Raw genomic sequence first — 25,675 nt, 5'->3', positions numbered from 1 at the left:
GAACCGAGGGGTGGGCAAGCCGGGTGATGCTTGAAGGCGCCGAGATTAGCGGGCATCCAATCGATGGAGAGCCCAGTGTTACGCATGATGCGTTGGATATTATTCCGGAAACAGCCGGTCCAAGGGTGATCACGTTCAAAGGCGGTGTTGCGTATTCGAAACGAACGTCCGCAGGGTCTCTTGCATATCAAGTGAATAGTCATATGGCGGCTATTTCTCTGATACCCTCGCGGGGCATCAACCTTGTGTTCGGGCCGGATGAACTACCGACCATCGACGCCCTCCCGGGCACAGTTACGATCCATCCGGCAGGCACCGCATGCCGCCTGAACTGGTCGTCGCCGGGCGAAACAGTCATTGTTTCGATTCCGCTCGCTAATCTGCAGGAATTGGCGCACAGCGAAGCCTCACCTGCTTCGCCGCACCTGCGACCGGGGGTTTCCAGGCAACCCGATCTCCATGCTTTGCATCTGGCGAGGCTGGTGAAGGAGGAGCTTCTGCGGGAAAATTCGGCAAACGACCTTTATCTCGATTCGCTGATCGCGCTTTTCGGCATCCATTTGCTCCGAAATTATAGCGGCACTGTCACAAAACCCGACACCCGCGGCCGACTGTCTGCGCTGGCCGCAAGGCGCGTGCAGGACTTTCTGGATGAGAATTACAGCCGCAAGCTGTCGATCGCCGAACTCGCAAGTTTTGCAAAATTATCGAAGGGCCATTTCACGCAAGCGTTCACGGCAACCTTCGGGCAGTCTCCACATCAATACATCCTCAATCTTCGCCTGGATCACGCCGAGCGCCTGCTCGCAGACGAAAGTATGAGCGTGGCAGAAGCTGCCTATCTGAGCGGTTTCTCCAGCCAAAGCCACCTCACTTCGCACATGCGCAAATCGCGGAACAAAACGCCAAGCCAATTCCGGCCGCTCAGACGCACATAACTGTGCCAGCACTGGTGGAGAGCCACGGGCTCCGTCGATCACGAGCAGCCTACGGCCGCAATCGGCTCCGTGCCGACGGCGTAGAGCGCAACCGACTAGATCGGGAGGTCGCCCAGTGATACGGTAATCTGAATATTCTAAGGATGGCTATCAGGCCATTGAAACCAGGTCGACGGGACGCTCAATCAATCAGGAAGGTCGCCTTCTGAAGTGCCTTCGTCGATGATTTCGCGTTCAGTGCAGCACTTTGCAGGCACCTTTCTATTTCCAGGACGGTCTTGCCCTCGAGCGAAGCGATATCTGCGACAGTCCTGCCTCGTGAAACCACCAAAGGCACGTCTTTTCAAGCCGCGAAAGCATCTTCATGCATCAACGAACAATTTTGTCATGTTACAACATATCGCATAAGATGGGAGCTCACAGGCGGTTTCGCAGCTGTCATCTTTACGAAGCCGCCGAAGAACGCTTCAAACTTAAAATACTCGCGCCGCTAGATGCGAGCGCCAGCAAAGTGGCCGCGGCGGTGCGCGGCGGGGATACTGCGATCTGTTGATTCCAATCGCTAGGCTCCAGACTCAATCGAGTCCAAGCTGCGTGCGCTGATCGACCATGCCCGGCGCTTTCGCGAACAAGCTGCTTCATAGCTTCGGCGATGAGCCAGTGTCGCACGGTTACTCTTCCGCACCACCCCGTAACGCAAAGTTTGAACGTGCCTCGTCGATTCGCGCCGCATTCTGAAGAACCCATTCTGCGAGACCTCGAATCGGCACTAAGAATTCCCGACCGAGATCGGTCAGCGCGTATTCGACCTGCGGCGGGTTCACGGGCGTCACGGTCCGCGATACGAAACCGTTCTCCTCGAGATCGCGCAACGTACTGGCCAGAACTTTCTGGCTGATTTCTCCGACCTCGCGGCGCAAAGCATTGAACCGATGCGGTCCCCGGCCAAGCACACGCACGACGAGCACCGTCCATTTGTCCGTCACTCGCGACAGAAGACGTCCGATCAGGACGCAATTCGCGGTTTCCGTTTTGTAATCAGGTGTCTGCAAAGTGCCTCCTTGTGAGTTTTTGGCAACAAATTGTAATCTGGTTTCAGTGAGAAACCAAGAAGTAAATGATTGCCAAGGAATACGATTATGACACGATATACGCGTTTACCGACCTATTTCCTGTCGCATGGCGGTGGACCATGGCCATGGCTGAAAGCCGAACGCGGCACCATGTATGACGAGCTCGAGGCTTCTCTTCTTCGCGTGCGACAGGAGCTTGGAACCCTTCCGAAGGCTGTGCTGATGATTTCGGGGCATTGGGAAGCTGATCGGTTTCTGCTGTCGTCTTCGGAGCGCCCGCCCTTGGTCTACGACTATGGTGGCTTCCCGGAACACACCTATCGCATCCGCTATGATGCACCGGGCGACCCGCTGCTGGCTGAAAAGGTCTCGTCCATGCTGACAAGCGCCGGCGTTTCGTCGGACCTCGATCCCGAACGGGGCTTCGATCACGGGACATTCACGGTGATGCATACGATGTATCCGGAAGCTGACATGCCTCTCGTGCAGCTTTCCATTCGCCATGATTACGACCCGGCTGTGCACTTCGCGATCGGTGAAGCCCTCGCGCCGCTGCGTGACGAAGCCGTAGTCATCATTGGAAGCGGATTCAGTTTTCACGATACGCGCGGGATGCGTAGCGGCCTCGGCGCACAGGCATCTGCCACGTTCGACCGCTGGCTGAACGAAGCACTGGTGGGCACGACGGCGGAAGAACGCCGCGAGCGTCTCCTGCATTGGGCCGAGGCCCCAGCGGCACGAGCGGCTCATCCGGAGGAAGATCATCTGATCCCGCTGATGGTGGCTGCCGGTGCAGCCGGTTCCGACGGCGCCACGCGCGTATACCATCAGACGGACTTCATGGGTTCTATTACCGTATCGAGCTACCGCTTCGGCTCGGCCCCCGAAGACCCGGATGCAGTTTCAGACCGGTAACTTGATAACGCAAAAGTGCCTCCTTGTGGAGGAACAAACAAATTGTAATCTAGTATTGTAATGTTACCTATCGGGAGAAACCTCATGGCGAGGAAGCCACTCATCGCACTCATCATCGGCTCGACGCGGCCGACCCGCTTCGCCGACAAGCCGGCGCAATGGATGCTCAAGCAGGCCCGGGCACGCGGCGACATGGACGTGGAGATCGTCGATCTGCGCGAGCATCCCTTGCCGTTCTTTGCCGAAGTTGCCTCCAATGCCCGCATGCCGAGCAAGGACTCCGCGGCCGTTCGCTGGCAGGAAACGATCGGGCAGTATGACGGGTTCATTTTTGTCGTGGCGGAATACAACCGCTCGATTACGGGCGCGCTGAAGAACGCGCTCGACCAGGCTTACGTCGAATGGAATCGCAAGCCCTTCACCGCCATCGCCTATGGCAGCACCGGCGGCTCGCGCGCGCTCGAGCATCTGAGGACCATCGGCGTGGAACTGCAGATGGTCCCCACCCGCGCGGCCGTGCATATCGGTGGCAGTGATTTCATGGCCATTTTCCCGATGGGCGGCAACAAGCCGATCGAAGACATCGAAGCCGGGCTGCTTCCCTCTGCGAAAGCCGCGCTCGATGATCTTGCCTGGTGGGCGAAAGCAACCATGGCAGCCAAGGCGGTCGATGCCGCAGCCGCGACCGAAACGGCCGCCTGAGAAACCGCCGCGCCGCCGTTTTGACAGAAGACTGTCTCATCGGCGGCCAGGCTCATTCAACCGGAGGACCCCAGATATGGAAACCACCCTGCAACATCAGAGCCGAGCCGCCCAGATCGGCATATGGGCGCTGCGGCTGGTGCTCGGACTTGCCTTCCTGTTCTTCTCATTCATGAAATTGAGCGGGCAACCGAACATGGTCGCCGAATTCGAGACCGTGGGCCTTGGCCAGTGGTTCCGGTATTTCACCGGACTGTTGGAGCTGATCGGCGGACTCGCCATCCTCGTTCCGCGTTGGTCGGCGCTAGGCGCCATACTGCTGCTTGTCGTGGATCTGGGCGCGCTCGTCGCACAGGTCGCAATTCTGCACGTGGACTGGATTCACGTAGTCGTGATCGGTGCGCTGCTCGCGCTGCTCGTTTATCTTCAGCGTGACACGCTGGCAAACCTGCGAGGGCGGGCCTGAGCGGAGCGACCACAGACCCAAACGCGGTTTCCCGGTTCTGCCGGGCAACCTCTGACGGGCGCCAAAGCCTCAAGGCGCGCGAACCAGAATGCCGACGGCGCGGACTAGATTGCCAACGGCGTGCTGCAGGATGTGCTGGAACCCAACCCAAACCTTACCGAGGAGCAGAAGAGCGCGATCACCCAGTGGGTGGCTGCCACCGTCGGGGTTGCCGTCGGCGGTCAGACAGGCGGGGCAACGGCTCTTGACAACGTCAACTTCAACTATCTCAACCACGCCGATAACGACAAGCTTAACGAGGCCAAGGCTGCATGCACCAAGGGAGACCAGGCTGCGTGCTCTGAAAAGGCACGGTTGGAGTCAAAGGACCAGCAGCAACAGAAGGCCTATGTCGATTGCCGCAACACCGGGTACTCGGGCACCGGCTGTTCAATGGGGAAGGTGATTGGTACTGCCGGAGAGACAAATATCCGCATTGTTGTGATGAACGTTGGCGGTTCAGAGATAAGGTCAGCATATCCGTGGCCATGACAAAACATTGGTGTCCCAACTGCAATCAAGGTTGGGTCGTTCCTGTCCGTGTAAAAACGACCGGTGAGACTATTTTCGTATGCGAAGAATCTGAAGAGACATGGCTAAATGAAAGCGAAATTGGACCCGCTCGTTGGTCAGAGGTACCTGGGGCCGGCTACTACTGTTATTTAAACGATTTCATGAAGTCTATCGGTTTAGGACCAACCGAATACGAGAAACTCGAATGGCTGGTTGTTTAGGCGGACGTTGTCGCGGATTGGCTCAGGTCTAAATTTCGAAAAGTTGAAGTTGATCTATCGATACGCCGATAGTCTCGCAAATTGCTGTGGCGCGGCTATTCTTCTATTGCTACGCAACGTATTTCAATAGCCTGATAGCGGAACACGCTCAGGCCTCAGAGCGGGCTCGTCGGCCGCCTTTGGGTTCCCAGTTCCATGACAGAACGGTTTGAAAAACTAGAACAACTAATGGGCGGATATTTCCACCAGGATTGGGATATCCAAGGAGCCAGCGATGCGGAGGTCATCGCGGCTTTCCGTCGAGCGGAGCCTGTCAATCAGATTGAAGCAACGATAGCCGAGATTGACCACCTATTGGAGCTGGTCAATGGGGACCCATTGAAAATTGAAAAGATTCTAGCGGCCTTGGGGTGTGAGTACGACTACCAAGCACTCGGATTGAATGGCCAAGTGTGGTTGCAACGAGTGCATTCCTTGCTCTTATCCTCTGAACCTCAGCCTCCCGCTTCTCCTTCCTCGATCTGATATTTCGCCATCTGAATCGACCGGACGGAGAATGGCGTCTTGTTTGAATCCAGGGGCCATGACGCTTTAGCCTTCGTCGATGAGGCATGGAAGGCTCGGGGTAAGCCCCTGGTTGGAGATCCCTAGGTATGTCGTCCTAATGGGGAGGCTAATTGGTACTGCCGGAGATAAAAATAGCGACATTGTCGTAATGAACGTTGGCTAGCTCAGAGATAAGGTCAGCATATCGCGGCCACGACAAAACATCGGTGTCCTAATTGCGATCAGGTTGGGTCCCGCGTCGGCGGGGCTTATGTTATCGCTCAATAGGTTTTTCATTCGGCCGTATCGTCCGGCAGGATATGCATTCGCGAAGCGTGAGCTGCCTCGACGAACGCCTGGCGCGCCACTTCCGGATCGAGATAGAGCTGCATTGCGTCCATCGAGGTCGCAAGCGCGTGATGGAATGCGGCGGGATCGTTTTCGAGATGCGGCCACTCTTCGCTGAGCAGGAAGGCGGCGAGATCCTCGACGCTGCGGGCCTGACGATATTTCGCCACCCCGTCAATCTCGACCTGCAGCGGACGGATCGGTGTCTGAAGATTGTCCATGACGCAATACCTTTCGATGTCTCGGCAGAGTCACATGGGACGCGATTCGATTGAGTCGAGTCGCTCATCGCGGAATCGACTGAAAAGCGGAAAACCAGAGCGCAGCCCTCGATCCGGGAAGGATCGAACCAAGAGACAAAGAAGCATATCGGAGCGTTCAGCATTAGCGGCCGCACCGCAGGTGCGGGAAAGCGGGAATTCGCGTCACAGGAGGGCGCGAGAGAGGTCAGTTTCAGGAGCATCAGCGATAGCGGTCCGAAGGAGGGCAGGACAGACTGCCCGCGACCGAGTGTTCCACTTCCCGGCCGGCGTCGCGGCTGGTGGCGCTTGCGATAAAGACGTCGGCCCTTACCTGCCCGCCCGCACCAGCGACCGCGCAATATCGATGATGTCGGCACGGCCGGCGGTCGGGTCTTCCCGGTTCCAGGCGACACCGAGCCCGATCTTGAAATCGATGCCCCTCACCTTCTTGAGTTCGAAGCGGCGGTTGGGCAGATCCTGCGTCCATTCCGGCACGAAGCCCACGCCAAGACCGGCCTCAATTCCGTTTTTGGCGCGGCGATAGCGCCCCTTGAGCCGCCTTAGGTAATGCGTTTCCTGGAATTTGCCATTTTTCGTGCTGGACGTGTTTGCAAACTAGAATCCATTCGGGAAAATCTGTTGCTAGAAGTGGACTAAATTCGTGATACTGAGAGTCATGAGCACGAACCATAAGCCCCTATCTTTTGACGATGCTACGTTTCCACCCTTGCAGGAAGCGACAGCTGATGTGCGTGCATGGCAGGCGGAAAAGATCAAAGCCGGGTTGAAGGACGCCGATGCAGGCCGCTTTGCTTCCGCTGAAGAGGTAAAAGCCGTCATTCAAAAATTCATTCCGAATGGATGAAATTCATTGGACGAAAACGGCACTTCAAGACCTTGATGAGATAGGTTCTTACATCGCCTTCGATAGCCCTCGTTCGGCTGGAAATGTCGTGCGCCGGATCGTCGAAACAGTTTCGGCCTTTGCCTATCACCCAAAGATAGGCCGTCCTGGGCGGGATGAAACGGCTGGTGAGTTGGTCGTCTCCGGGACACCATACATCGCAGTTTACCGTGTGCGTAAACGTGTTGAAATAGTTACTATCTATCACGCCCGGCCGCACATCCACTATCTCCGTTGACGACGCGCGCCGCGGCACACGGATCTCGGTTGGGAGGCCGCCAGCCTGCAGCCGATCACTATTTCGCCAATTCGCTGCAATTTCAGCTCGCACAGAGCTTCTTCAGCGCCTTCTCCACGCCGTTGCGAAGGGCGGCCGAAATCTCGGGTTCGAACGTCGTGACAACGTCGCCGAACTCTCCCTCTGCCGCGACGATATCGATCGAACTTGCGTTCATGACGCAGGTGGCAAGATTTGCCTGCAGGTGAATTCGAGCCTTTGCCGAAAAACCGCCCTGGAGGGGGGCATCGTCCGATGTCCTGCAGGCGAGTGTCCCGACCGCGCTTGCCTCGGCCAAATCTCCGGAGACCCGGATTTCAAGCGTGTCGACCTTAACGAAGTCGAGCTTGTCGATGCCCAGTTCGACCTTGACGCCTAAAACAGATTGCCTGACCTTCAAAGGCTTGCAGGGCTGGGCTGCCGCAATCGACCGTTCGAGAACATTGGCAGCAGATGCTGGCGAGTTCAAAGATGACGCGGCAACAATGATCACGCCGAGCGCCACGCCCCCCAGATGGCGCCAACCCGTTCGGAATCTTCTGACCTGACGCTTCAGATCGCCGGGTTGGCTGGTGAGCCCAGATCCGGTCTTAGAACGAATTTCGAAACGGTCGACAGGCATGCTCATCCTCAAGCCGAAGTGTCCACCGCATCAGAATACAATGTCTCTGTGCAAAGGAAAGAATGTTGCATCAGGTCTCTTCCTGCGACGTCTTCCCTGGGGCGGGTCGGGCACTTGTCAACATGGTAGCTCGCCATTCAGCCAGATGGTCAGGATCTGACGCTCCCTGCGGTCGGAGGAGCAGCCGGGCAGAGCAATGCCGCGAGTTCCGGCGCGGTCTCCGCCTGTCTCGCGACCAGGAGGATTGTCGATCTCCTTGGCGCCTTGGCTTTAGAAAGGACGGCAGGACCAGCTGTAGTGCTGGTGGCTATCGGATCCATTGAAATTGCCGCCGTGATCCTCGATGCGGCCTGCGACACGCCCGGCACCAGGCGACGGCCGATCATCGTCATCCTCAGAAATAACCGAAGGATCGTCCATGTCTACAGTCCGTGTACGAGTGGCCGACGTGGAACCGAGTCAGGCGTGGTTCACACCTGCAAGACGGCTCAGTGTGCAGCCATGACGCGCAAGACCATGCTTCGCGGCCTCGCAAACCTGTTCTTCGCGACGATCCTCTTCGGTGCGCTCCTTGGCGGTCTGATCGTGATGCTCATTCTGATCTCGGAAGCGGCTTGCGCTGCGACGATGTCAAAAAGACTCGTGGAATATTCCAATACGTGGCGATCGTGCCGACCCGCGCAACTGCAGACATGCGGCATGATTGCGTCGGATGACGGTCATGCGAGGATATGCGGCCCGGCGCCCTTAACAAATCGAAACAACTCTGGTGATGACATCGCCGAGAGTGTTGGAGAATATCGCGACAATTCACCATCGGCGGAAGGCGTGGCCACGTTCGTCGAGTTCAATTTTGCCCCTCAATCGCGACCTGCCATTAGAGGTCATATTCATCCGAAGGAACATGTAAATGCGCACAGCCCGATTGCTACGCGACGGCTCCCCTTGCCGAGTTCTCATGCCATTGATCCTCCTTACGGTTTTTGCCGGCGCACCGGCGCGAGCCGAAGAAGCTCTCTCCAGCGTCATCGCCGACGGCAAGCCGTGGGAAATGGTTGTCGTCAAACGCAAAGCCTCAAACATCCTCGTGTTCCGTCCGAATGGCGGTGGAACCATCAGCGACAGCCTGGTCAGCATAAGCCCGACATGGCGAGCGGCTCCAGGCGGAATTTGCATAACGGCGCGGCCGGGGGATGCTGAAAAATGCCTTCAACTGACCCGGACGAAAACCGGCATCGAAGCCTCGCAGAACGGCAAGACCGTCTGGGTGCTCAAGCGATGAAATACAGTCACGCCGTCACAATTTCGGTGTGTGAGGCGCCTAATCGCCGAGATATGCAATCAGGGCAGAGCAATTGGCTTGGCTCGCCGAGCGTGAAGGTTTTGCTCACAACCGTCGCAACGGTCTGTGAGGAACGCCTGTTCGGGCTCTTGTCGAAAAGTGGCGGGATCCGACTGAAGATCAACAACCACCCGTTTGAGGATTGTCTAAGCAATGTTCCACACGCCCTGTCCCGAGCGCGAGCGCTGTACCCGAGGCGGCACTGGCAGTGCGATCTCGATTGCTTGAAAACCCGAAGATGCGGGTCTTTGTTGATCTCAGGAGCATCTATCCGGTAAGTGGAGCGATCGAATAGGGATTCGGTAACTTTGCCACAGGCAGGAGACCGAGAGAAGGGTAGAAATGCGCTACTTCATTACAGGAACGGCAGGCTTCATCGGCTTTCATCTGGCTCGCCGGCTGTTGCAGGATGGGCATGAGGTAACAGGATTCGACGGTCTGACACCCTACTATAATGTCAGGCTGAAGGAGATGCGTCATGCGGCCCTGGCGCAATACCCTGCCTTCCGCCCGGTCATTGCCATGCTCGAAGACAAGACGGCGCTGGAAGCAGCCGTTTCAGCTGCGAAGGCAGAGGTTCTCATTCATCTGGCAGCACAAGCCGGTGTGCGCTACAGCATCGAAAATCCGCAGGCCTATCTGCGTTCGAACATCGAGGGTTCCTGGAACATTCTGGAGCTGGCAAGCCGCATCGAGTTGCGCCATCTCATGCTTGCTTCGACCTCATCGATCTACGGCGCCAATACGACCGTCCCGTTCCGCGAAACCGACCGTGCCGACGAGCCGCTGAGCTTCTATGCAGCCACCAAGAAGTCAATGGAGTTGATGGCGCACAGCTATTCGCATCTCTATAAGATCCCAACGACAGCCTTCCGCTTCTTCACGGTCTACGGCCCGTGGGGCCGACCCGACATGGCGCTCTTCAAATTCGTCAAGAACATGATCGAGGACAAACCGATCGAGATATACGGCAAAGGTAACATGAGCCGCGATTTCACCTATATCGACGATCTAGTCGAGGCCGTGGTCAGGTTGTCAGACGTCATTCCGTCAGAAACAAACCGCGTCCCTAACACAGAAATTGAAACCCTTTCGCATCGAGCCCCCTTCCGCATCGTCAATGTCGGCGGCGGACAACCGGTCAGCCTCATGGACTTCGTTGAGAATGTAGAGAATGCGATGGGGCACAAGGCAAAGCGCATCATGCTTCCCATGCAAAAGGGCGATGTGCCACGCACCTTCGCAAGCCCCGATCTTCTTTTGGCCCTAACAGGCTATCAGCCGAACACCCCTTTGGAAAAGGGTGCTAGGGCTTTCATCGAGTGGTATCTGGAAGCCGAGCGGGAATTGGGCACGATCGATACATAAGCGGCTGGCGGCTATCACAACGCGCCAATGCGTTTGAGACAGTAGGAGAAGTGCGCATCTGGCTCGAGTGTCAGAAACTCGAAGCGCCAGCCATATTCGACACAGAATTTATTGACCGCCTCAACAACCCCGTAGACGACGGGCTTGATCGTATTACCCGTGCAGAAATCATGGCCGGCAATCCTGCCATCCTGCTTCACTTTTCGGTTGGCCAGCAGCAGTTCATCCCATGTCAGAGCAAAGGAGTGATCGGTATCGATGTAGATCCAATCGAAGGTCTCATCATCGAACTGGGACAGCATATCAAGCGACGTGCCCTGCCGGATCACGACGCTGCCTTCAGCGATCTCGGACCCAAATTTGCTATTGATGATTTTGAGACCTTTGGAATAGCGGTCCATATTCCATGGGTCTACGAGATAGAGCTGGCGGGGCTGGCTGCGTGCAAGAATCTGCTCACTGAATTCCCCCTCCGCAACGCCGAGCTCAGCGACGATTCCGCCCTTGGGAAGCTTGTCGAGAAGCTTGCCTCGGTCAGGCAGCAGTCTCGCCTCTTCCGTATGAGCGTAATCCAAAAAGGTCCGGGGCGTGCTCTGTCGAAGGGCCGCTCGCTGCTCTCGCGTCGTCATTTTCGCTCCATGTTCTTGCTGACGCACGTCTACAGACAATGCACGCCATGGGGAAGAGCGGCGCGCACAAGCAAATTGCTCGGAAATTCAAAAAGAGGCTTGCGGTTCTTTCTCAATATCGCTAGAGACGCTGCACCGAACGATGACACAGAGCATCGAGGGCGATTAGCTCAGTTGGTAGAGCGCCTCGTTTACACCGAGGATGTCGGGAGTTCGAGTCTCTCATCGCCCACCATGATTTTCATAAAATTTTGGCCGTTTAGCAACGATTACAATTGCTTGCTGATGTTTGGATTTGTCCGCTTTCCCTCACCTGCGCGCCCAAAATGCCCATTGATTTTAAAGGGGAGCCCGAAACGCCCCCTTACCTTCGCTTAAAAAAACGCATCGGCGCTCTTCTCGACAAGCGAGCGCAGGTTCATCATCTCGTCGGTCATCGGTGGTCTTTCCATCAGGTTGGTTCAGCAACCCGACCCTACCGAAGAACATCGATGACCACCGCTTCGCCGCCCGCTCGTTACGGCGCTGTGGAGGGCGCGCTCGCGAGCGGCTTCGTTACCGCCACCTACACCACCCGGCGGGGCATGATCGCGGCCAGATTGAAAGGTAAGCGCGATTTTCCCCGCACCTTCTGCAATTGAATGAGCTTTGGCATGAGGTGTCCACCAAAATAGGTGGACACCAAGTGGAAGAAGGTCAAAAGCTTGCCGTGCGGCTGGTCGGTCGGAATGGGAGACGCCGTTTGGATCAAAGTTCGAAAGATCGCCTTATTGCGGCCTGCCTTGAACCTGGCGCATCTGTATCGAAGCTCGCGCGCGAACACGGGGGCAACGCGAACCTCGTTTGGAAGTGGATACGGAAACATACCCAGCCGCTTGCGTCGCCGCCGTCTTCGACATCGTCTTTTATTCCGGTGCAAATCACTGCGGCCAGCGACGAGTTTGAGTTTGGTGAAGAGCTGCCTCCGAAAGCAGAGAGGAACCGGCCGCTGCCCTCTGTAGCGAAGGTGAGCGCGTCACTGCCGAACGGCGTGAAGCTGACGTTGGAATGCGGTGACGTAGATGCATTGACGGCAATCATCGGAGCGCTGGGTCATGTTCAGACTTGGCGCTGATCTCAAGGTTTACCTGCATCGCGAGCCGATCGACTTTCGGGCCGGCATCAACAGCCTTGCTGTCCTGGTCCAGGAGACGATGGCGCTGGATCCCTTTGCTCCTGCGGTTTTTGCCTTTTTGCAATCGCCGTCGTGACCGGGTGAAGCTTTTGTTCTTCGACCGGTCCGGCTTTGTGCCGATCCTGAAGCGGTTGACTGAGGACAAGTTCAGATGGCCGCGCCGCGAGGTGCCGGTAGATGCTGGGGAGACGGAGGTCGACTGCATTCGCCGTTTCCGCCAACAGCACAGCCTGCCTGTCCTCAACGCTCTAAAGATGTGGCTCGACAACATCGCGCCGAAGGTCGTGCCGGATACCAAGCTCGGCGACGCCGTCTCGTACACCCTGAACCAATGGGATTACCTGACACGCTACACCCGCGACGGCAGCGTGCCGATCGATAACAACATTCTGGAACACGAAATCAGGGTTTTTGCCACCGGAAGAAAATCGTGGTTGTTCAGCGATACCGCCGACGGAGCCAAGGCCAGCGCCGTGATCTACAGTCTCATGCTGACTTGCCGAGCCTGCGGCGTCGATCCACTCTCTTGGCTGCGCCACGTGCTCACTGGGGTGCCCCAGCCGGACGAAAGGGCCGACATCGTCGACCTGCTGCCGCTCAACTTCGCCAGAAGCCGCCTGACACAATACGGTTCCAAACGTTGATCCGATGCCAATCAACGGGTTGGCGTCAACGTGCAGCGAAAACCGCGCTTACATTGAAAGTTCAGTGGCAGGTTATGCTAATCCTTAACGCCACGGTATGATTTTGTCTGCGAGCCGATCGATCGCGAGCCAGTAGGACGGCACATTCAGCTCCCACACCTCATTGGTCAGTGGGTCGGCGTGCCCTCCCGCAAGTATTATCTTTCCATCGTAAACGTACGTCGACTGTTCATGTCGCGCCCGCCAGGTATTTGAGAGCACCAGACGCTTCCAATTCAAGCCATCAGCTGAATACCAGATGCCGTTGCGGTTGAGAGTCTCCTTGCTCCATCCGCCGATCATCCACATGTAACCATTGTATACGGCAGTGGAAAACCATATCCTGCCGTGCCAAGGTGCATCTGCAACTTTGGTCCAGTTCACGCCGTCTTCAGAGTTCCATACGTCGTTAAGTGCGACATAGTCTGGAGTGTAGGATCCACCTCCTAACACCCACAACTTGCCTTGATAGGCAATTGCGCCGTGAAACGCGCGCGGCGTCCATGCTGCGTGTTCGGTTGCCTTTACCCAATTGATCCCATCAACCGAACTCCATACGTCATTCTTGAGCGTCTGCTTGCCGTTAACCCATTCGAGGCCGCCAAGAATCCATAGCCGGCCATTCAACTCCACAATAGGCGTCGCCGTCCTCGGGCTCCAAGCCGCAGATTGCTGGACCTTATTCCAGTTCACTCCATCTTCGGAGTTCCAAACCGTGTTGGTGGCTGGGTTTGCAGGATCAGAAAGTGTCGTGCCACCCATCACCCAAATTCGATCCTTGAAAACAATCGACATCGGCAGGTCTGTGTAATGGAATGGCAACTTCGCCTGAACGAGGTTCCACTTGACACCATCAACGGAGTTCCAAACATCCTGAAGCAATTCAGGCGGATTGGTTTTCCAACCGCCCAAAATCCAGAGCTTATTCTTGAATACAAATTCACCAGCGGAGTCACGTGGTTGCCAATCGGCGACAGCGATCCGCTTCAAAGTCGGACCTGGTAGCCCAGGGAAGCCTCCGACAAACCAGGTTACGAAAAGACCGAGTGCGAATACGAGGAAAAGACAGAGATAGATAACTTTTCTAAAAAATGGACGCATGCGAGAGTTCCTTGAATATCACGGGGGCCATCCTATCAACGGTCTCGATTGCACTCACCCCTCCATCCTAAACTGTCCCCAAAATATGCAGATGAGGTCTTGCGTGACGGACGATCTCGCGCGCGCTTTGTCTGCTGAGACGCGAACTAAGGTTGTGGTTGCATAGTTAAGGCCCTTGATCGGGCGTCGTGAAATGATAGTAGCAGAGGCGTTAACGCTGTGGTCGTTCGCCACTTCCGGCCGAACTGCTTATTGATGACAGCGGTTTATTTCATTGGGTCGCTCGGCGACGTGGGAGTGCTTAGACATAAGCAAGGGGAAGATTATCAGGGCGTCGATTTCCGGTGCAGTAAGCCTAGTGGCCATTGTTATCCTAGCAATGTTCGTTGACGTGCAGCATGCCATCGAAATGCTAAGCGCCGGAGCGTCGCCCGCGCTGGCGTTTATTTATTCGCTGTTCGCGGCAGGCATTGTGCTTGTTTATGGATTACGTTGGAGCATCCTCCTGGACTTTCGATTGAAGGGCGCCGATGCCGCACTGTCATCCCTTATCGGGCTCGGCGGCAATATGCTGCTACCAGCCCGTGGCGGCGACCTTTTGCGCGGATGGTACAGCCACCGAAAGGCCTCAATGCCGTACTCTGAGATAATGAGCCGATTGGCGGTGGAGAAGTATGTAGATCTCTTGACGATTTTTCTGATCGGCATTCTAGCGGGAGTTTCAAGCTCTTCATTAGCTGTCGAGCGGTACATGTTGGCTTTCTCTACCGCGGGGTTCATCGCCGTATTGGCAATCTACTTTATGATCATGTTCTTCGCCGAACGGTTTTTGATCATGTCGCACGCGATTTTAGATTGGACTAGAGCGCCTCATTGGATTAGGGCGAGCCTAGATAGTGTTGTGCGCGACATGAAGATCAAGCTCACGTTTTCCGCCACCATCATACCCAGTTTTCTCACGCTTGCGATGTGGCTCTCGCTTTATGTGGGCTCCTATATCGCAATCGCGCATATGGTTAGGATTCCACTGACTTACAGCGAGGCGTTATTGGTTCTGTTCGCTGGAGCATTGGGGTTGATGATCCCAGCAGCCCCGTCGGGCGTAGGCACGTTCCATGCATCCGTTGTTTCCGCATTTCTCTTGCTCGGCCGGCCTGCGTCAGAGGGACTTGTTCTCGGAACTGCCATTCACTTTCTTTTTTTAGTTACCTATTCGGTTCCTGCGCTGATTATTGGCAGCCAAAGGAGAGTGCAGCTTCGTCTGATGGAGAAAAAATGAAAAAATATTTCTATTCTACGCTGCGTCGCTACCTCTCATTGTTCATCCTTGATACAAACTCTGTCGTCGAGATTGACCCCGCCAACAGCGAACTCGCCGCAACACTGCCCAATGGCCACCTGTGCTTCCGGAGTGATGTGCCGGCGTGGTCCAAAGGCGCTAGCGTAAAGACGGTCGAACAGGTAAGGTCGAGCTCGAACGACTTCATTCTGGTGAGTGGCCTAGTTCACTACGAACGCGATATCCAGAAACTGCTCGCTGAAGTACGAACATTATGCCAAAGCGATACCCGCTTAATTCTGACCTACTATAGTTCATTGTGGAAACCGCTCGCTTCTTTGGCGTCAAGGTTTGGGTGGCGAAGCAAGGTTGCCGAAACGAATTGGCTCGCACACGAGGACGTCAAGAATCTTCTCGAGTTAGAGAATTTTGAGCTTGTCCGCGCGGACCAGAAGATCCTAGTTCCGCTTTATGTGCCATTGTTTGGAGAGCTGGCAAACCGTTTTATCGCACCGTTACCTTTCTTTCGGAATTTCTGTCTTCTGAATATCGCTGTTGCTCGACCTAAAGCGACATCCCCAATGGACGATCAGCCATCTGTCACCGTTGTCGTTCCGGCCAGAAACGAGGCGGGGAACATCGAGAATATTTTGCGCCGGATGCCTCGAATGGGACCAAATGACGAGATCATATTCATCGAGGGCAATTCGACAGATAATACGTGGGAGACCATACAGCGTGTAGCGAAGTCATATGGCGGGCCACATCGCATTCAGATTGCCCAGCAAGACGGCAAGGGCAAAGGAGACGCCGTCAGAAAGGGTTTCGCTATGGCGCGGAATGAGATCCTGATGATCTTAGATGCAGATATCACCGTCCCTCCAGAAGACTTGCCGAAATTCTATAGAGCCATAATTGAAGACAAGGGCGAGTTTATAAATGGCTCACGTCTGGTTTATCCTATGGAAAAGCGCGCGATGCGTTTTTTCAACCTGCTCGGTAACAAGTTTTTTGCACTCGCATTCTCGTTTGTTCTAAGTCAAAGATACAAAGATACGCTTTGTGGAACGAAAGTACTTACAAAGGCCAATTATCTTAAATTGGCATCAAACAGATCGTATTTTGGTGACTTCGACCCGTTCGGCGATTTCGACCTTATCTTTGGGGCAGCCAGAATGGGCTTGAAAATTATCGAGGTGCCAATTTCCTATCGCGAGCGAGTATATGGCGATACCAACATTTCGCGTTGGCGTCATGGCGCAATCCTACTTGCAATGCTGCTGTTCGCAGCGAGAAAGATAAAGTTTCTCTAGATGAGCGACGTCTCTACCCGTCTCTATCAGCATGATCTCGATCTGACGCTTTCCAACCGTGAGAAACTGAATTCTAACGCTAATCTTATGTATTGGTATGAGCGGCTATATTCTCAGCTATTCGGAGCCGATCCGCAATTCGAAACAAAGAACGTACTGGAGATAGGGAGCGGCACTTCGCCCCTGAAGCGGTTCTTCCCGACGGTAATTACGTCAGATATCTTGCGCTTGGATTACTTGGACCTGGTCTTTGACTGCCATGACATTGCAGATCTCGACATGATCGAGGATCACAGCCTGGACGTTGTGACACTTACTAATGTCTTGCATCACCTCCGAGATCCCATTCGCTTCCTCCGCGGCACCACAAGGAAGTTGAGACCAGGGGGACGCGTTGTCATGGTCGAGCCTTTTGTTTCCGCAATGTCATACCCGTTATACAGATACCTCCACCACGAACCTGTCGATTTGACGGTTGACGAGCCAGTGCTGAGCTCAATAGAAGGACCTTTATCGACATCAAATCAAGCTATTCCTTATTTGATATTCTGCAGGCGCAGAGACTGGTTGCAGCGACTCGACGGACTTTACGATCTATCGGCAACTAAGATTTCCTATTACACTGCGCTTTCCTACATGGCGACTGGAGGTATATCTCACCGTCTGCCAGTTCCTCAATCGTTGTACCGTCTGGCATTCCCGATAGATCGGGCGATTGCAAACTTGTTTCCGAAACTCTTTGCATCGTTTCTCATTGTCGACTTGCCCTCGTCAGGAGAGACTAGGCGATGATGTTATTTCGGTTGGCCAACCACCTTTATTCAGGATGCTATCCGCTTTATTATCGGCTTTATACGCGGTGGAAAGCTTTTGCCGATCGCCGGGAACGTTATATTGTGCGAAGCATCATAAAGCCAGATGCAAGAGTTATTGACGTCGGGGCGAACATAGGTGCCTATACGAGGTTCTTCTCTGAACTGATCGGTTCGTGTGGATTCGTCACAGCGCTGGAACCTGATCCTGTGAATTTCAAGCGACTCTTGGAGAATGTTGGAGGTCTGGCCAACGTAAAGGCAGTTCACGCGGCGGCCGGCGAAACAAGTGGCGAGGTCGCTCTTTTTAAGTCTAATGAGATGAACGTTGACCATAGGACTTTTGACAGCGGCGACGGGCGCGAGAGTATTGTCGTAAGGATGGTCGCCTTAGATGACCTCGTTGCGGCGAACGAGCGTGTGGATTTTATCAAATTGGATGTTCAGGGCTTCGAGATGAGTGTCCTGACGGGTGCGCAGAGGGTTCTTACCGAGAACCGTGACATTAAGATCTTGATGGAGTTCTGGCCCTACGGACTGCAGAAGGCATCGGTCGCACCGGAAAGTGTCCTTATTTATTTGAAATCACTCGGTTTTTCCATCGCCGCTATAACGAGTCTCGATGAGGAGTTTGTTGCATCAAAACTGGATTTCTCATCGGCCAACAGTTACAGCAACGTGCTGATATATAGAAAATAACCGCAATCCTGAGGACGTTGTATATTATATGTTGGCGACTGAAACGAAGATCAAAATTGCTCGCGCTCTATCCTCGGTCGTGCTTGCATGGCGCAGGCTCTTCGGTCAGCCGGAAGAGGTGAAGGTCGTCCGCAGGGGCATCGTCTGGTCCCTAGATTTGAGGGAGGGGATCGATTTCGCAATCTTCTTGCTAGGCGGCTTTGAAGTCAGGACGCTAACCAGGTACGCGCAACTGATTCGTGAAGGAGATGTTGTTCTGGACATCGGCGCCAATGTGGGAGCGCACGCGCTGCCGTTGGCCCAACTAGTCGGGCCGTCGGGTCGGGTTATTTCATTTGAGCCAACGGCAAACGCGTTCAGAAAACAGTTGGCTAATATTGCGCTGAATCCTGATCTGGCATCTAGGATCGAGGCCAACCAAATGATGCTTATGCGCGATCTCAAAAGTGCGTTGCCGTCATCAATTTACTCGAGTTGGCCGCTAGAAAGCGCAGATGACCTGCATGGCGAGCATTTTGGCCGCCTGATGTCCACTGACGGTGCAACGATGAACACTGTCGATCTCTATGTTAAGAGCCTCGGCAGGCGAATTGATTTTATAAAGCTGGACGTCGACGGAAATGAACTGGATGTTCTGCTAGGTGCCGCGGAGGTCTTGTCGACATCTCGCCCCCAAATTATGCTGGAGCTGGCGCCGTATGTTTACGCCAAAAGTCCAGAAAAATTCGACGAAATTCTCAATATCCTTTGGAGAAATGGCTACCGAATTCGATCTGTAGAATCCGGCAAAGTCCTCCCGCAGAATGCAGACCTTGTCCGAAAGGCCATTCCTCAGGGTGGCGGCATGAACGTCCTGGCAGAGCCGCTTAGTTGATGACCTTGCAAAGGAACAGTGCTAACCAGCTACTAAGGATAGAGTTGCCAGTTTGCATCCTTATTGTGTCTATCCACGCCTATGCGCTTCTGGTGTTTGGGGCGACTTTTTGGATCGATTCCAGGGATTACGTTTCTCTAGCGACTGCCATCGGGTCACCTGATGGCATTCAGACCTTTTATGGAACTGTAGGACAATGGGTATTTAGCCATCTTGGTCCCGGAGTTCCCATACTTTGGCTTTCAATTGATGAATTGCCGGTCTCATGGCAATGGCCCGTCCTGGCAATGTTTCAGCATGCATTGGCGGCAGCCGCCCTAATCGTTGCATTTCGAATGATTTCCCGCCTTTGGCCGTCACCCGTGCACATCGTATCTACCCTACTGCTTTTGCTGCTTCCTGCTTACCAATCTTTTCATAATGCGCTTCTCACGGAATCATGCACTTCTTCTTTGGCTTTGATCGGTTTTTCGTGTTGCGTTAACATCGTGCGAGGCGGCCCAAACGTAAAAAGAAATGTCGTTTTCGTTTTGGGTGTGATCGTGTTTATAACTCAGTTTAGAAGCTACTGGGGTGCGATCGTCGCATCGATGTTGTTCTGCAGTTTAATAACACAACGGCTTCTTTTCTCCAGATGGACCCTAGTACTATTCGCCATATCAGCAATTTCGACTTTGCTATTTCCGGCATACCGATATGCTCAGACCGGGCAGTTCTTCCTGCCAAGCGGCGGTATAAATCTTCTCATTTCGGGGTCTCAGGCCAATCGAGCTCCTTCGATTGAAGTGACAAGGCTGTTTGATCGAGCCGGCCTTCCTCCGACGCTCGAACCTAGTGACATGCTCCGACGCGGCGTGACTATGGACGACGCGCTGAAGATTGCAGAAAAGTGGCGCTCGGATGGGCTGTCGAATGCCGAAATCAATCAGCGATCTTGGAAATTAGCGAGGGCGCTTGGCTGGGATGGTTTAGGGGTCCAATCTAACAAGATCCTCTACGGTATGGCGTCAATCGGCGCGATCTTGCCAGTCATGCTACTTCCGGAGAGACATGAAGTCTTTCCCGCCTATTCGCCGAGAATGTTTTTCGATCACCTTTATTCGTACTATCTTTGGCAAAGTTGGACAGACTCTGATTATCGAACCATTTTTGAGCGATTTTTCGGGCCCTCTTCTGATGCTGAGGCCGCTGTCTTTCCTTTCGGCGGTAGCTCGAACGCCAAAATCTATGCAGCGTTTGGACAGCACATATCTACGTTTGATGCGCGATTGCGTGACCCGCTGTATCTCGGTCGATCCCCGCCGGATTTTTGGCTGATGTTGGCGTTAATCGGCGTGGGGATTTTGGTGATCAGGGCGAGGAGTGTCGGCATTCTTCTCCTATGCGCTGTTCTTCCTGCTTTTGCCGTTGCATACGAATTTCCGCTCGGAAATCCACGCTATTCTGTCCCGTTGCTACCTCTGTATTTCATCGTTACCTCAATATCGTTTACATATCCGATTAACGGGTTGCTGCGTAAGCTTGGGGTGAAGGCCGCAGGTCATGCTGCTTGAGCGTCAACGGTTGGCTGGCTGCCGGTATCCAATCCCATGGAAGCATCTGCTCCGGCCGGGTACCTCCCGTAGCGTTCTTCAAGTTCTCGATCGATCACGAGACGACCACCGTAAGCGGTGTCCCGGTTACGCCTTGACCGAGCCGCGTATTGTAGTGCCGAGTGCTATCGGGCATAACGAGCTGGCATGACGGGGATGGCGAGCATGCAACCATCATCGGTCAGTGCTCGGCAGAGCTTCTTTCGCCAAGCGTAAATCTGCTGCGGAAGAACTTCATGCCCACGCGCGATATCCAAAACGGTGCCATCCGCGCTGAACGCTTCTTGCAATATCGAAAGCTTCAGTTCCGTCGACCATCGACATTGTGGCGTAAGCATACGGTGAAGGCCGCAGGTCAGGCCGCTTGAGCGCGGATAGCAGACGGTGTCCAGTTCCAAGGAAGCAGTTGCTCCAACCTGGTGATCGGAGTGTCGGCTATGCGGGCGAGAATGTCGGCAAGCCACGCCTGCGGATCGATGTGGTTGAGCTTTGCTGTCATGATCAGCGTAGCCATGAAGGCGGCACGGTCCGCGCCGCGATCCGATCCGGCGAATAGCCACGACTTTCTGCCGAGTGCGAAGCCTCTGAGCGCTCGCTCGGCGGCATTGTTCGTCAGGCAAATCCTGCCGTCGCCGAGGAATGACGTGAAGCCGTCCCAACGCTTGAGCATGTAGTCGATTGCCTCGGCGACTGGAGAACTACGCGACAGCTTTGCTCGCTCGGTTTGAAGCCAGTCGTGCAGTTCACTGACGATCGGTTGACTGTCTTTGCGGCGGCGCTCCAGACGCTGATCGGCAGCAAAACCATTGATCTCCCGCTCGATATCGAACAAGGCGTCGATCCATTTGACGGCTTCCAGTGCCATGGGCGAGATCGGCGCAGCGTTCTTTCCACGCTTGGCATTCGCCGCGATGTCGGCGAGCACGAAGAACTTGCGCCGCGAGTGTGCCCAACAGAGTGCCTGCTTTAGCGGGCCAGGATCACGGTCAACCTTGAACAGCGGATTGTAGCCGCCATAGGCGTCCGCCTGCAAAATGCCGGTGAAGGTCTTCAGATGGCGTTCCGGATGCTCCTGTCGCCGGTCCCGCGATGCGTAATACAGCGCGGCCGGCGGTGAAAGCCCGCCGAATGGTCGGTCATCCCGAACATAGGTCCATATGCGACCGGTATCGGTCCTTCCCCTCGCCAGGATCGGCACTGTCGTGTCGTCGCCATGAAGTCGCTCGGCGGCCAGAACGTGCGCTTCGATCAGTGAATGGATAGGCTTCAGCGCCGCGGCGCATGCTCCGACCTGGTCGGCCAATGTCGATAAGCTGAGGTCGATGCCCTCGCGGGCATAGCGTTCGCTTTGGCGATTGAGCGGCTGGTGCTGGGCGAACTTCTCAAACAGGATCATCGCCAGCAGGTTCGGCCCTACAAAACCGCGGGGCGTCACATGGAAGGGTGCAGGTGGCTGCGTAATCTTCTCACACTCGCGGCAGGTGAACTTCTCCCGCACCGTCTGGATGACTTTCCACTGACGCGGGACGACCTCCAGGGTCTCGGTGATGTCCTCACCAAGCTTCGACAGTTTAGCCGATCCGCAGCAGGCGCAAGTCGTAGGAGCGGCGATGAGGACGCGCTCGCGCGGCAGGTGTTCGGGAAACGGTTTGCGTGACGGACGTTTGCGCTCAAAGGCCCTGACGGCTGAGGCCTTGGCTGCGATCTCCGCCGCCAGTTCGTCCTCCCCGGCGTCTGCTTCCAGTTCCTCGAGCTGCAATTCCATCTGCTCAAGGAGCCGCGCCTTACGCTCAGACCGACTGCCGTAGAGTTCGCGGCGAACCTTGTCGATTTCCAGCTTCAACCGCGCAATCAGCGCTTCGGAATGCGATACGAGCGCCTTTGCGCTGGCGGCTTCAGCCTTGGCGCTCGCTGCTTCTGTCTCGGCTGCAATACGACGGGCGCGTTCCTGAGCCAGCAGTGCGAGCGCACTGGCAAGGTCGTCCGGAAGCTCTTCGGTCGCATCGCTCATGACAGGATGGAATCATATTCGACCCCGTCATTCCAGTGGTTTTGCTCATCCGGCCGACGTCGGCCGCCAGGTCTTTTGCGGCATCCGCCAGTCGATGCCTTCCAGCAGATAGCCAAGCTGCGCAGGCGTGATCACCACCGTCCCATCGGCTGCCGACGGCCAGATGAAGCGGCCCCGCTCCAGCTTCTTTGTGAACAGGCAGGCTCCCTGGCCGTCATGCCAGATCACCTTGATCAGACCGCCACCGCGACCGCGGAATACGAACAGGTGCCCGCACATAGGGTCACGCTTCAGCGCCTCCTGCACCATCAACGACAGACCTGGAAAGCCCTTGCGCATGTCGGTATGGCCCGTTGCCAACCAAACCTTTACACCAGCAGGGACCGGGATCATCGACGACCCAGCACGCAATCGAGAATGCGCCCAAGCGCTTCCGTGTCGATATCGCTATCCACGCGTACGCGTCTACCACGACCAAGCTCAATCGTTACATCGCTGCGCTTCCGACGAGGATGGGATGTGGTGGGCGGTTCCGGTTGAACTAGAGAGACTGCCGGCGCGGTCTCCGATACGATTACCGGCACCAACGTGGTTGCCGTCTCGGTCTTCGGCTCTTCGATCCGGCACAGCTCCTTGCGCCAACGGAACAACTGGCTGACATGTATACCGGCCGCGCGGGCAATCTCGGAGACCACCGCGTCCGTCTCAAAGCAGGCCGCGACGAGGCGCTCTTTGTCTTCGCGTGACCACCGACGACGGCGCTCTACCGACGTGATAACCTCAATTGGATGCTTCGTCATATGACTACTCCTAGTGTTACCACTAGGACTGGCAGTCAGCAGCCCTCTATCGCAAGACGGCCTTCACCGTGGGCTTACATTGTGGCTCGCCACCCGTCGGGATCAAACATCTAGCCAAAATCCACTCACTGGACGCTCACTCTCTTTTGGAGGCCCTGTCGGGAGGTCCGAGCGAAGGTCACACAAATTGGAAATCCGCCGACTGCAGGCTCGAAACGGCCACGTTCTTCAGCGTTATGGTGTTGTCAGCATTAGCTGTGATGATCGTGTCGTTGCCTGACAGGATCGATACGGCGAGGAGCGACGCCCAGTCGGCGAAGATCGTGTGATCGATCCTGATCGTATCATGTGCCCCGCCAGCCACCTCGAAATTCATGATCGTGTCGTGCCCCCAATTCGGCTCGTAGACGAAAAAGTCCGCAGCTATTCCACCAAAAAGGACGTCGTCTCCGGCGCCACCTGTCAGCGTATTCGACCCCGCGAGACTGCCCATAATCCGATTATTGAGCGCATTGCCTGTTCCGATAAAGGCTTCGAAGCCGGTGGCACTCGAGCTCAAGTTTTCGATGTTTTCTCCCAACGTATAGTTGGCGAGGGACGTTTGCACCTGGTCGATCCCTTCGCCCGCATTTTCGATAACGGCGTCTCCGGCGCTGTCAACGATGTAAAAGTCGTTGCCCCTCCCGCCGATCAGCGTGTCGGCGCCTGCTCCGCCGTTCAGCGTGTCGTCGCCGACACCACCGATGATCGTATTGGAGACCGCATTGCCGATACCAGTAAAGTTGCCGGTGCCGATGTAAGTGAGGTTTTCGACATTGGCAACAAGTGTCAAGCGGTCGAGCCCGGTCTTCACCGTGTCGGTGCCTGCACTTGCAGCTTCAGTGACCACGTCGCCCTCGACATCCACGATGTAGGTGTCGTTGCCGGCGCCACCGATCAAGATATCGGCGCCAGTGCCGCCGTTCAAAGTATCGTTGCCGGCACCGCCGGTGATGGTGTTGGCCAAGGCATTGCCCGTCCCGATAAAATCGCCGATGCCAGTGAAGGCTAGGTCGTCGACATTGGCGCTCAGCGCATAGGCGGAAAGCGCAGTCTTGACCAGGTCCGTGCCGTCATTGGCAGCCTCGGTCACGACGTCAGCCGGATTGTCGACAAGATAGGTGTCGTTGCCGGCACCGCCGATCAGGATATCGGCCCCAGCCCCGCCAATCAGCGTATCGGCGCCTGCTCCGCCGTTCAGCGTATCGTTGCCGACACCGCCGGTGATCACATTCGCTGCGGCATTGCCGGTGCCGGTGAAGGCCGCTGACCCAGTGTAGGTCAGGTTCTCGATATTGGCGGCAAGCGTATAGGCCGACGACACAGCCTTCACCGTATCGATTCCCGCATCGGAAATTTCGGTGACGATGTCAGCAAGGCTGTCAACGATATAGGTGTCGTCGCCGGCACCACCGATCAGCGTGTCGGCACCCGCCCCACCGTCCAGCACGTCGTTGCCGGCACCCCCGGTGATGATGTTGGCCAAGGCATTGCCGGTCCCGGCAAAATTGCCGCTGCCGGTGAAGGTCAGGTTCTCGACATTGGCAATGTTGGTCAGCGCATAGGCTGAAAGCGCCGTCTTGACCAGATCCGTGCCTTCATTGGCGGCTTCGGTCACGACGTCACCGGCGACGTCCACGATGTAGGTGTCGTTGCCCGCACCACCGATCAGCGTGTCGGCGCCCGCCTTGCCGTCCAGCGTATCGGCACCTGCCGCACCCCTGATCGTGTTGGCAAGGCTGTTGCCCGTACCGGCAAAGGCCACCGTGCCCGTATAGGTCAGGTTCTCGACATTGTCGGCAAGCGTATAGGCCGCAAGCGCGGTCTTGACCGTATCAATTCCAGCGTCCGCATCTTCCGTCACCACGTCACCGGCGACATCCACGATGTAGGTGTCGTTGCCGGCTCCGCCGATCAGCGTGTCGGCGCCTGCTCCCCCGTTCAGTGTGTCGGCGCCGACACCGCCGGTGATCACGTTCGCCGCAGCGTTGCCAGTGCCGGTGAAGGCTGCCGACCCGGTGTAGGCCAGGTTCTCGATATTGGCGAGGGCCGCAATCGAATAGGCAGCAAGCGACGTCCGGATCTCGTCCGTACCCGCACCTGCTGCTTCCGTGACCACGTCGCTCGCGGCATCCACGATATAGGTGTCATCG

Annotated in this window: 29 protein-coding genes, 1 tRNA gene and 2 pseudogenes; 21 read left to right on the top strand and 11 right to left on the bottom strand. The window is 55.7% G+C overall.

The annotated features are described in order from the left end of the window. Window positions 1–938: AraC family transcriptional regulator (locus JNB85_RS30145; protein WP_220338072.1), on the top strand; the 938-nt coding region annotated here is incomplete at its 5' end. A 671-nt stretch (window positions 939–1,609) separates the two neighbouring features. Here JNB85_RS30145 and JNB85_RS30140 read toward each other — a convergent pair. Further along, on the bottom strand, window positions 1,610–1,990 hold the full coding sequence (locus tag JNB85_RS30140; protein ID WP_220338071.1) for a winged helix-turn-helix transcriptional regulator: 381 nt from the start codon (window positions 1,988–1,990) through the stop codon (window positions 1,610–1,612). An 87-nt stretch (window positions 1,991–2,077) separates the two neighbouring features. Here JNB85_RS30140 and JNB85_RS30135 point away from each other — a divergent pair, with 87 nt between their 5' ends. The 5 genes from JNB85_RS30135 (at window position 2,078) to JNB85_RS30115 (ending at window position 5,392) form a co-directional block, all read left to right on the top strand. Then, on the top strand, window positions 2,078–2,926 hold the full coding sequence (locus JNB85_RS30135) for a DODA-type extradiol aromatic ring-opening family dioxygenase (protein ID WP_220338070.1): 849 nt from the start codon (window positions 2,078–2,080) through the stop codon (window positions 2,924–2,926). An 84-nt stretch (window positions 2,927–3,010) separates the two neighbouring features. Continuing rightward, entirely contained in the window at window positions 3,011–3,628 is a 618-nt protein-coding gene (locus tag JNB85_RS30130) for an NADPH-dependent FMN reductase (protein ID WP_220338069.1), read from the top strand. A gap of 76 nt (window positions 3,629–3,704) precedes the next feature. Further along, window positions 3,705–4,094, top strand: a complete 390-nt coding sequence (locus JNB85_RS30125; protein WP_220338068.1) for a DoxX family protein — start codon at window positions 3,705–3,707, stop codon at window positions 4,092–4,094. Between the two features lie 120 nt (window positions 4,095–4,214). Next, a complete protein-coding gene (locus JNB85_RS30120; RefSeq protein ID WP_220338067.1) occupies window positions 4,215–4,625 on the top strand; it encodes a DUF6862 domain-containing protein in 411 nt (136 codons plus the stop codon). A gap of 437 nt (window positions 4,626–5,062) precedes the next feature. Next, a complete protein-coding gene (locus tag JNB85_RS30115; protein ID WP_220338066.1) occupies window positions 5,063–5,392 on the top strand; it encodes a contact-dependent growth inhibition system immunity protein in 330 nt (109 codons plus the stop codon). 314 nt (window positions 5,393–5,706) lie between these two features. Here JNB85_RS30115 and JNB85_RS30110 read toward each other — a convergent pair whose 3' ends face one another. Both JNB85_RS30110 and JNB85_RS30105 read right to left on the bottom strand, forming a co-directional pair. Further along, complete coding sequence (locus JNB85_RS30110) at window positions 5,707–5,982, bottom strand: DUF982 domain-containing protein (RefSeq protein WP_220338065.1); 276 nt, start codon at window positions 5,980–5,982, stop codon at window positions 5,707–5,709. 348 nt (window positions 5,983–6,330) lie between these two features. Continuing rightward, window positions 6,331–6,525, bottom strand: a pseudogene (locus JNB85_RS30105) (LysR family transcriptional regulator); the annotation flags it as partial. Window positions 6,526–6,679: 154 nt separating this feature from the next. Between JNB85_RS30105 and JNB85_RS30100 the strand changes: the two are divergent. After that, window positions 6,680–6,868: a hypothetical protein gene (locus tag JNB85_RS30100; RefSeq protein ID WP_220338064.1), complete on the top strand. Its 189-nt coding sequence runs from the start codon at window positions 6,680–6,682 to the stop codon at window positions 6,866–6,868. Next, window positions 6,861–7,145 (top strand): type II toxin-antitoxin system RelE/ParE family toxin, encoded by a 285-nt coding sequence (locus JNB85_RS30095; protein ID WP_220338063.1) that lies wholly within the window; start codon window positions 6,861–6,863, stop codon window positions 7,143–7,145. The genes JNB85_RS30100 and JNB85_RS30095 overlap by 8 nt, the downstream gene beginning before the upstream one ends. Window positions 7,146–7,227: 82 nt before the next feature. On the opposite strand, the gene JNB85_RS30090 is transcribed toward JNB85_RS30095, so the two are convergent. Beyond that, window positions 7,228–7,806 (bottom strand): hypothetical protein, encoded by a 579-nt coding sequence (locus JNB85_RS30090; protein WP_220338062.1) that lies wholly within the window; start codon window positions 7,804–7,806, stop codon window positions 7,228–7,230. A 958-nt stretch (window positions 7,807–8,764) separates the two neighbouring features. On the opposite strand from JNB85_RS30090, the gene JNB85_RS30085 reads away from it, so the two are divergent. Then, window positions 8,765–9,088 carry a hypothetical protein gene (locus tag JNB85_RS30085; RefSeq protein ID WP_223216652.1) on the top strand — a complete coding sequence of 108 codons (324 nt, stop codon included), beginning with the start codon at window positions 8,765–8,767 and terminating at the stop codon, window positions 9,086–9,088. Between the two features lie 402 nt (window positions 9,089–9,490). Next, entirely contained in the window at window positions 9,491–10,516 is a 1,026-nt protein-coding gene (locus JNB85_RS30080) for an NAD-dependent epimerase/dehydratase family protein (RefSeq protein ID WP_220338060.1), read from the top strand. A gap of 14 nt (window positions 10,517–10,530) precedes the next feature. Here the strand turns inward: JNB85_RS30080 and JNB85_RS30075 are convergent, their stop codons facing one another. Then, window positions 10,531–11,145: a class I SAM-dependent methyltransferase gene (locus JNB85_RS30075; protein WP_220338059.1), complete on the bottom strand. Its 615-nt coding sequence runs from the start codon at window positions 11,143–11,145 to the stop codon at window positions 10,531–10,533. 159 nt (window positions 11,146–11,304) lie between these two features. Between JNB85_RS30075 and JNB85_RS30070 the strand changes: the two genes are divergently transcribed. From JNB85_RS30070 to JNB85_RS31010, 5 genes and pseudogenes are all read left to right on the top strand, one after another. After that, a tRNA-Val gene (locus JNB85_RS30070) sits at window positions 11,305–11,380 on the top strand. Window positions 11,381–11,636: 256 nt separating this feature from the next. Further along, window positions 11,637–11,786, top strand: coding sequence for a hypothetical protein (locus tag JNB85_RS30065; protein ID WP_220338058.1), 150 nt, complete (start codon window positions 11,637–11,639; stop codon window positions 11,784–11,786). A gap of 44 nt (window positions 11,787–11,830) precedes the next feature. Further along, window positions 11,831–12,259 carry an IS66-like element accessory protein TnpA gene (gene tnpA / locus JNB85_RS30060; RefSeq protein WP_338050387.1) on the top strand — a complete coding sequence of 143 codons (429 nt, stop codon included), beginning with the start codon at window positions 11,831–11,833 and terminating at the stop codon, window positions 12,257–12,259. Further along, window positions 12,240–12,395: an IS66 family insertion sequence element accessory protein TnpB gene (tnpB, locus tag JNB85_RS31015; RefSeq protein WP_220338056.1), complete on the top strand. Its 156-nt coding sequence runs from the start codon at window positions 12,240–12,242 to the stop codon at window positions 12,393–12,395. Before tnpA (JNB85_RS30060) ends, tnpB (JNB85_RS31015) begins: the two co-directional genes overlap by 20 nt. Before the next feature lie 100 nt (window positions 12,396–12,495). Further along, window positions 12,496–12,963 (top strand): annotated as a pseudogene (locus JNB85_RS31010) (IS66 family transposase); the annotation flags it as partial. A gap of 84 nt (window positions 12,964–13,047) precedes the next feature. On the opposite strand, the gene JNB85_RS30045 reads toward JNB85_RS31010, so the two are convergent. Continuing rightward, the gene (locus JNB85_RS30045) at window positions 13,048–14,103 is read right to left on the bottom strand and encodes a Kelch repeat-containing protein (protein ID WP_220338054.1); all 1,056 of its coding nucleotides are present in this window, start codon (window positions 14,101–14,103) and stop codon (window positions 13,048–13,050) included. Between the two features lie 358 nt (window positions 14,104–14,461). Here JNB85_RS30045 and JNB85_RS30040 point away from each other — a divergent pair, with 358 nt between their 5' ends. The 6 genes from JNB85_RS30040 to JNB85_RS30015 all read left to right on the top strand — a co-directional run bounded on the left by JNB85_RS30040 (window position 14,462) and on the right by JNB85_RS30015 (window position 20,633). After that, window positions 14,462–15,382 (top strand): lysylphosphatidylglycerol synthase transmembrane domain-containing protein, encoded by a 921-nt coding sequence (locus JNB85_RS30040; RefSeq protein ID WP_220338053.1) that lies wholly within the window; start codon window positions 14,462–14,464, stop codon window positions 15,380–15,382. Further along, on the top strand, window positions 15,379–16,695 hold the full coding sequence (locus JNB85_RS30035; RefSeq protein WP_220338052.1) for a glycosyltransferase family 2 protein: 1,317 nt from the start codon (window positions 15,379–15,381) through the stop codon (window positions 16,693–16,695). Before JNB85_RS30040 ends, JNB85_RS30035 begins: the two co-directional genes overlap by 4 nt. Continuing rightward, a complete protein-coding gene (locus JNB85_RS30030) occupies window positions 16,696–17,487 on the top strand; it encodes a class I SAM-dependent methyltransferase (RefSeq protein ID WP_220338051.1) in 792 nt (263 codons plus the stop codon). A gap of 104 nt (window positions 17,488–17,591) precedes the next feature. Then, window positions 17,592–18,206: an FkbM family methyltransferase gene (locus tag JNB85_RS30025; protein ID WP_338050385.1), complete on the top strand. Its 615-nt coding sequence runs from the start codon at window positions 17,592–17,594 to the stop codon at window positions 18,204–18,206. A gap of 28 nt (window positions 18,207–18,234) precedes the next feature. Next, entirely contained in the window at window positions 18,235–19,080 is an 846-nt protein-coding gene (locus JNB85_RS30020) for an FkbM family methyltransferase (RefSeq protein WP_220338049.1), read from the top strand. Next, entirely contained in the window at window positions 19,077–20,633 is a 1,557-nt protein-coding gene (locus JNB85_RS30015) for a hypothetical protein (RefSeq protein ID WP_220338048.1), read from the top strand. The genes JNB85_RS30020 and JNB85_RS30015 overlap by 4 nt, the downstream gene beginning before the upstream one ends. A gap of 164 nt (window positions 20,634–20,797) precedes the next feature. Here the strand turns inward: JNB85_RS30015 and JNB85_RS31260 are convergent, their stop codons facing one another. From JNB85_RS31260 to JNB85_RS29990, 5 genes are all read right to left on the bottom strand, one after another. Then, window positions 20,798–21,010, bottom strand: coding sequence for a transposase (locus JNB85_RS31260; RefSeq protein WP_223216653.1), 213 nt, complete (start codon window positions 21,008–21,010; stop codon window positions 20,798–20,800). 17 nt (window positions 21,011–21,027) lie between these two features. Beyond that, on the bottom strand, window positions 21,028–22,683 hold the full coding sequence (gene tnpC, locus JNB85_RS30005) for an IS66 family transposase (protein ID WP_220338046.1): 1,656 nt from the start codon (window positions 22,681–22,683) through the stop codon (window positions 21,028–21,030). A gap of 45 nt (window positions 22,684–22,728) precedes the next feature. Continuing rightward, a complete protein-coding gene (gene tnpB, locus JNB85_RS30000) occupies window positions 22,729–23,076 on the bottom strand; it encodes an IS66 family insertion sequence element accessory protein TnpB (RefSeq protein ID WP_034498055.1) in 348 nt (115 codons plus the stop codon). Then, window positions 23,073–23,483: an IS66-like element accessory protein TnpA gene (gene tnpA / locus JNB85_RS29995; RefSeq protein WP_220338045.1), complete on the bottom strand. Its 411-nt coding sequence runs from the start codon at window positions 23,481–23,483 to the stop codon at window positions 23,073–23,075. Before tnpA (JNB85_RS29995) ends, tnpB (JNB85_RS30000) begins: the two co-directional genes overlap by 4 nt. Before the next feature lie 178 nt (window positions 23,484–23,661). Further along, window positions 23,662–25,675: beta strand repeat-containing protein (locus JNB85_RS29990; protein ID WP_220338044.1), on the bottom strand; the 2,014-nt coding region annotated here is incomplete at its 5' end.

It is taken from the genome of Rhizobium mesosinicum (assembly GCF_019511345.1).
In the GTDB taxonomy this organism is placed as follows: domain Bacteria; phylum Pseudomonadota; class Alphaproteobacteria; order Rhizobiales; family Rhizobiaceae; genus Rhizobium; species Rhizobium mesosinicum.
This window is presented reverse-complemented; position numbering and strand designations above follow the sequence as displayed.

Excerpts from the sequence above, each read along its gene's own strand:
- JNB85_RS30135 (WP_220338070.1), top strand. The coding sequence starts at position 2,078 with ATGACACGATATACGCGTTTACCGACCTATTTCCTGTCGCATGGCGGT.
- JNB85_RS30130 (WP_220338069.1), top strand. The coding sequence starts at position 3,011 with ATGGCGAGGAAGCCACTCATCGCACTCATCATCGGCTCGACGCGGCCG.
- JNB85_RS30125 (WP_220338068.1), top strand. The coding sequence starts at position 3,705 with ATGGAAACCACCCTGCAACATCAGAGCCGAGCCGCCCAGATCGGCATA.
- JNB85_RS30115 (WP_220338066.1), top strand. The coding sequence starts at position 5,063 with ATGACAGAACGGTTTGAAAAACTAGAACAACTAATGGGCGGATATTTC.
- JNB85_RS30110 (WP_220338065.1), bottom strand. The coding sequence starts at position 5,982 with ATGGACAATCTTCAGACACCGATCCGTCCGCTGCAGGTCGAGATTGAC.
- JNB85_RS30100 (WP_220338064.1), top strand. The coding sequence starts at position 6,680 with ATGAGCACGAACCATAAGCCCCTATCTTTTGACGATGCTACGTTTCCA.
- JNB85_RS30095 (WP_220338063.1), top strand. The coding sequence starts at position 6,861 with ATGGATGAAATTCATTGGACGAAAACGGCACTTCAAGACCTTGATGAG.
- JNB85_RS30090 (WP_220338062.1), bottom strand. The coding sequence starts at position 7,806 with ATGCCTGTCGACCGTTTCGAAATTCGTTCTAAGACCGGATCTGGGCTC.
- JNB85_RS30085 (WP_223216652.1), top strand. The coding sequence starts at position 8,765 with ATGCCATTGATCCTCCTTACGGTTTTTGCCGGCGCACCGGCGCGAGCC.
- JNB85_RS30080 (WP_220338060.1), top strand. The coding sequence starts at position 9,491 with ATGCGCTACTTCATTACAGGAACGGCAGGCTTCATCGGCTTTCATCTG.
- JNB85_RS30075 (WP_220338059.1), bottom strand. The coding sequence starts at position 11,145 with ATGACGACGCGAGAGCAGCGAGCGGCCCTTCGACAGAGCACGCCCCGG.
- JNB85_RS30065 (WP_220338058.1), top strand. The coding sequence starts at position 11,637 with ATGACCACCGCTTCGCCGCCCGCTCGTTACGGCGCTGTGGAGGGCGCG.
- tnpB (WP_220338056.1), top strand. The coding sequence starts at position 12,240 with ATGTTCAGACTTGGCGCTGATCTCAAGGTTTACCTGCATCGCGAGCCG.
- JNB85_RS30045 (WP_220338054.1), bottom strand. The coding sequence starts at position 14,103 with ATGCGTCCATTTTTTAGAAAAGTTATCTATCTCTGTCTTTTCCTCGTA.
- JNB85_RS30035 (WP_220338052.1), top strand. The coding sequence starts at position 15,379 with ATGAAAAAATATTTCTATTCTACGCTGCGTCGCTACCTCTCATTGTTC.
- JNB85_RS30030 (WP_220338051.1), top strand. The coding sequence starts at position 16,696 with ATGAGCGACGTCTCTACCCGTCTCTATCAGCATGATCTCGATCTGACG.
- JNB85_RS30020 (WP_220338049.1), top strand. The coding sequence starts at position 18,235 with ATGTTGGCGACTGAAACGAAGATCAAAATTGCTCGCGCTCTATCCTCG.
- JNB85_RS31260 (WP_223216653.1), bottom strand. The coding sequence starts at position 21,010 with ATGCTTACGCCACAATGTCGATGGTCGACGGAACTGAAGCTTTCGATA.
- tnpC (WP_220338046.1), bottom strand. The coding sequence starts at position 22,683 with ATGAGCGATGCGACCGAAGAGCTTCCGGACGACCTTGCCAGTGCGCTC.
- tnpB (WP_034498055.1), bottom strand. The coding sequence starts at position 23,076 with ATGATCCCGGTCCCTGCTGGTGTAAAGGTTTGGTTGGCAACGGGCCAT.
- tnpA (WP_220338045.1), bottom strand. The coding sequence starts at position 23,483 with ATGACGAAGCATCCAATTGAGGTTATCACGTCGGTAGAGCGCCGTCGT.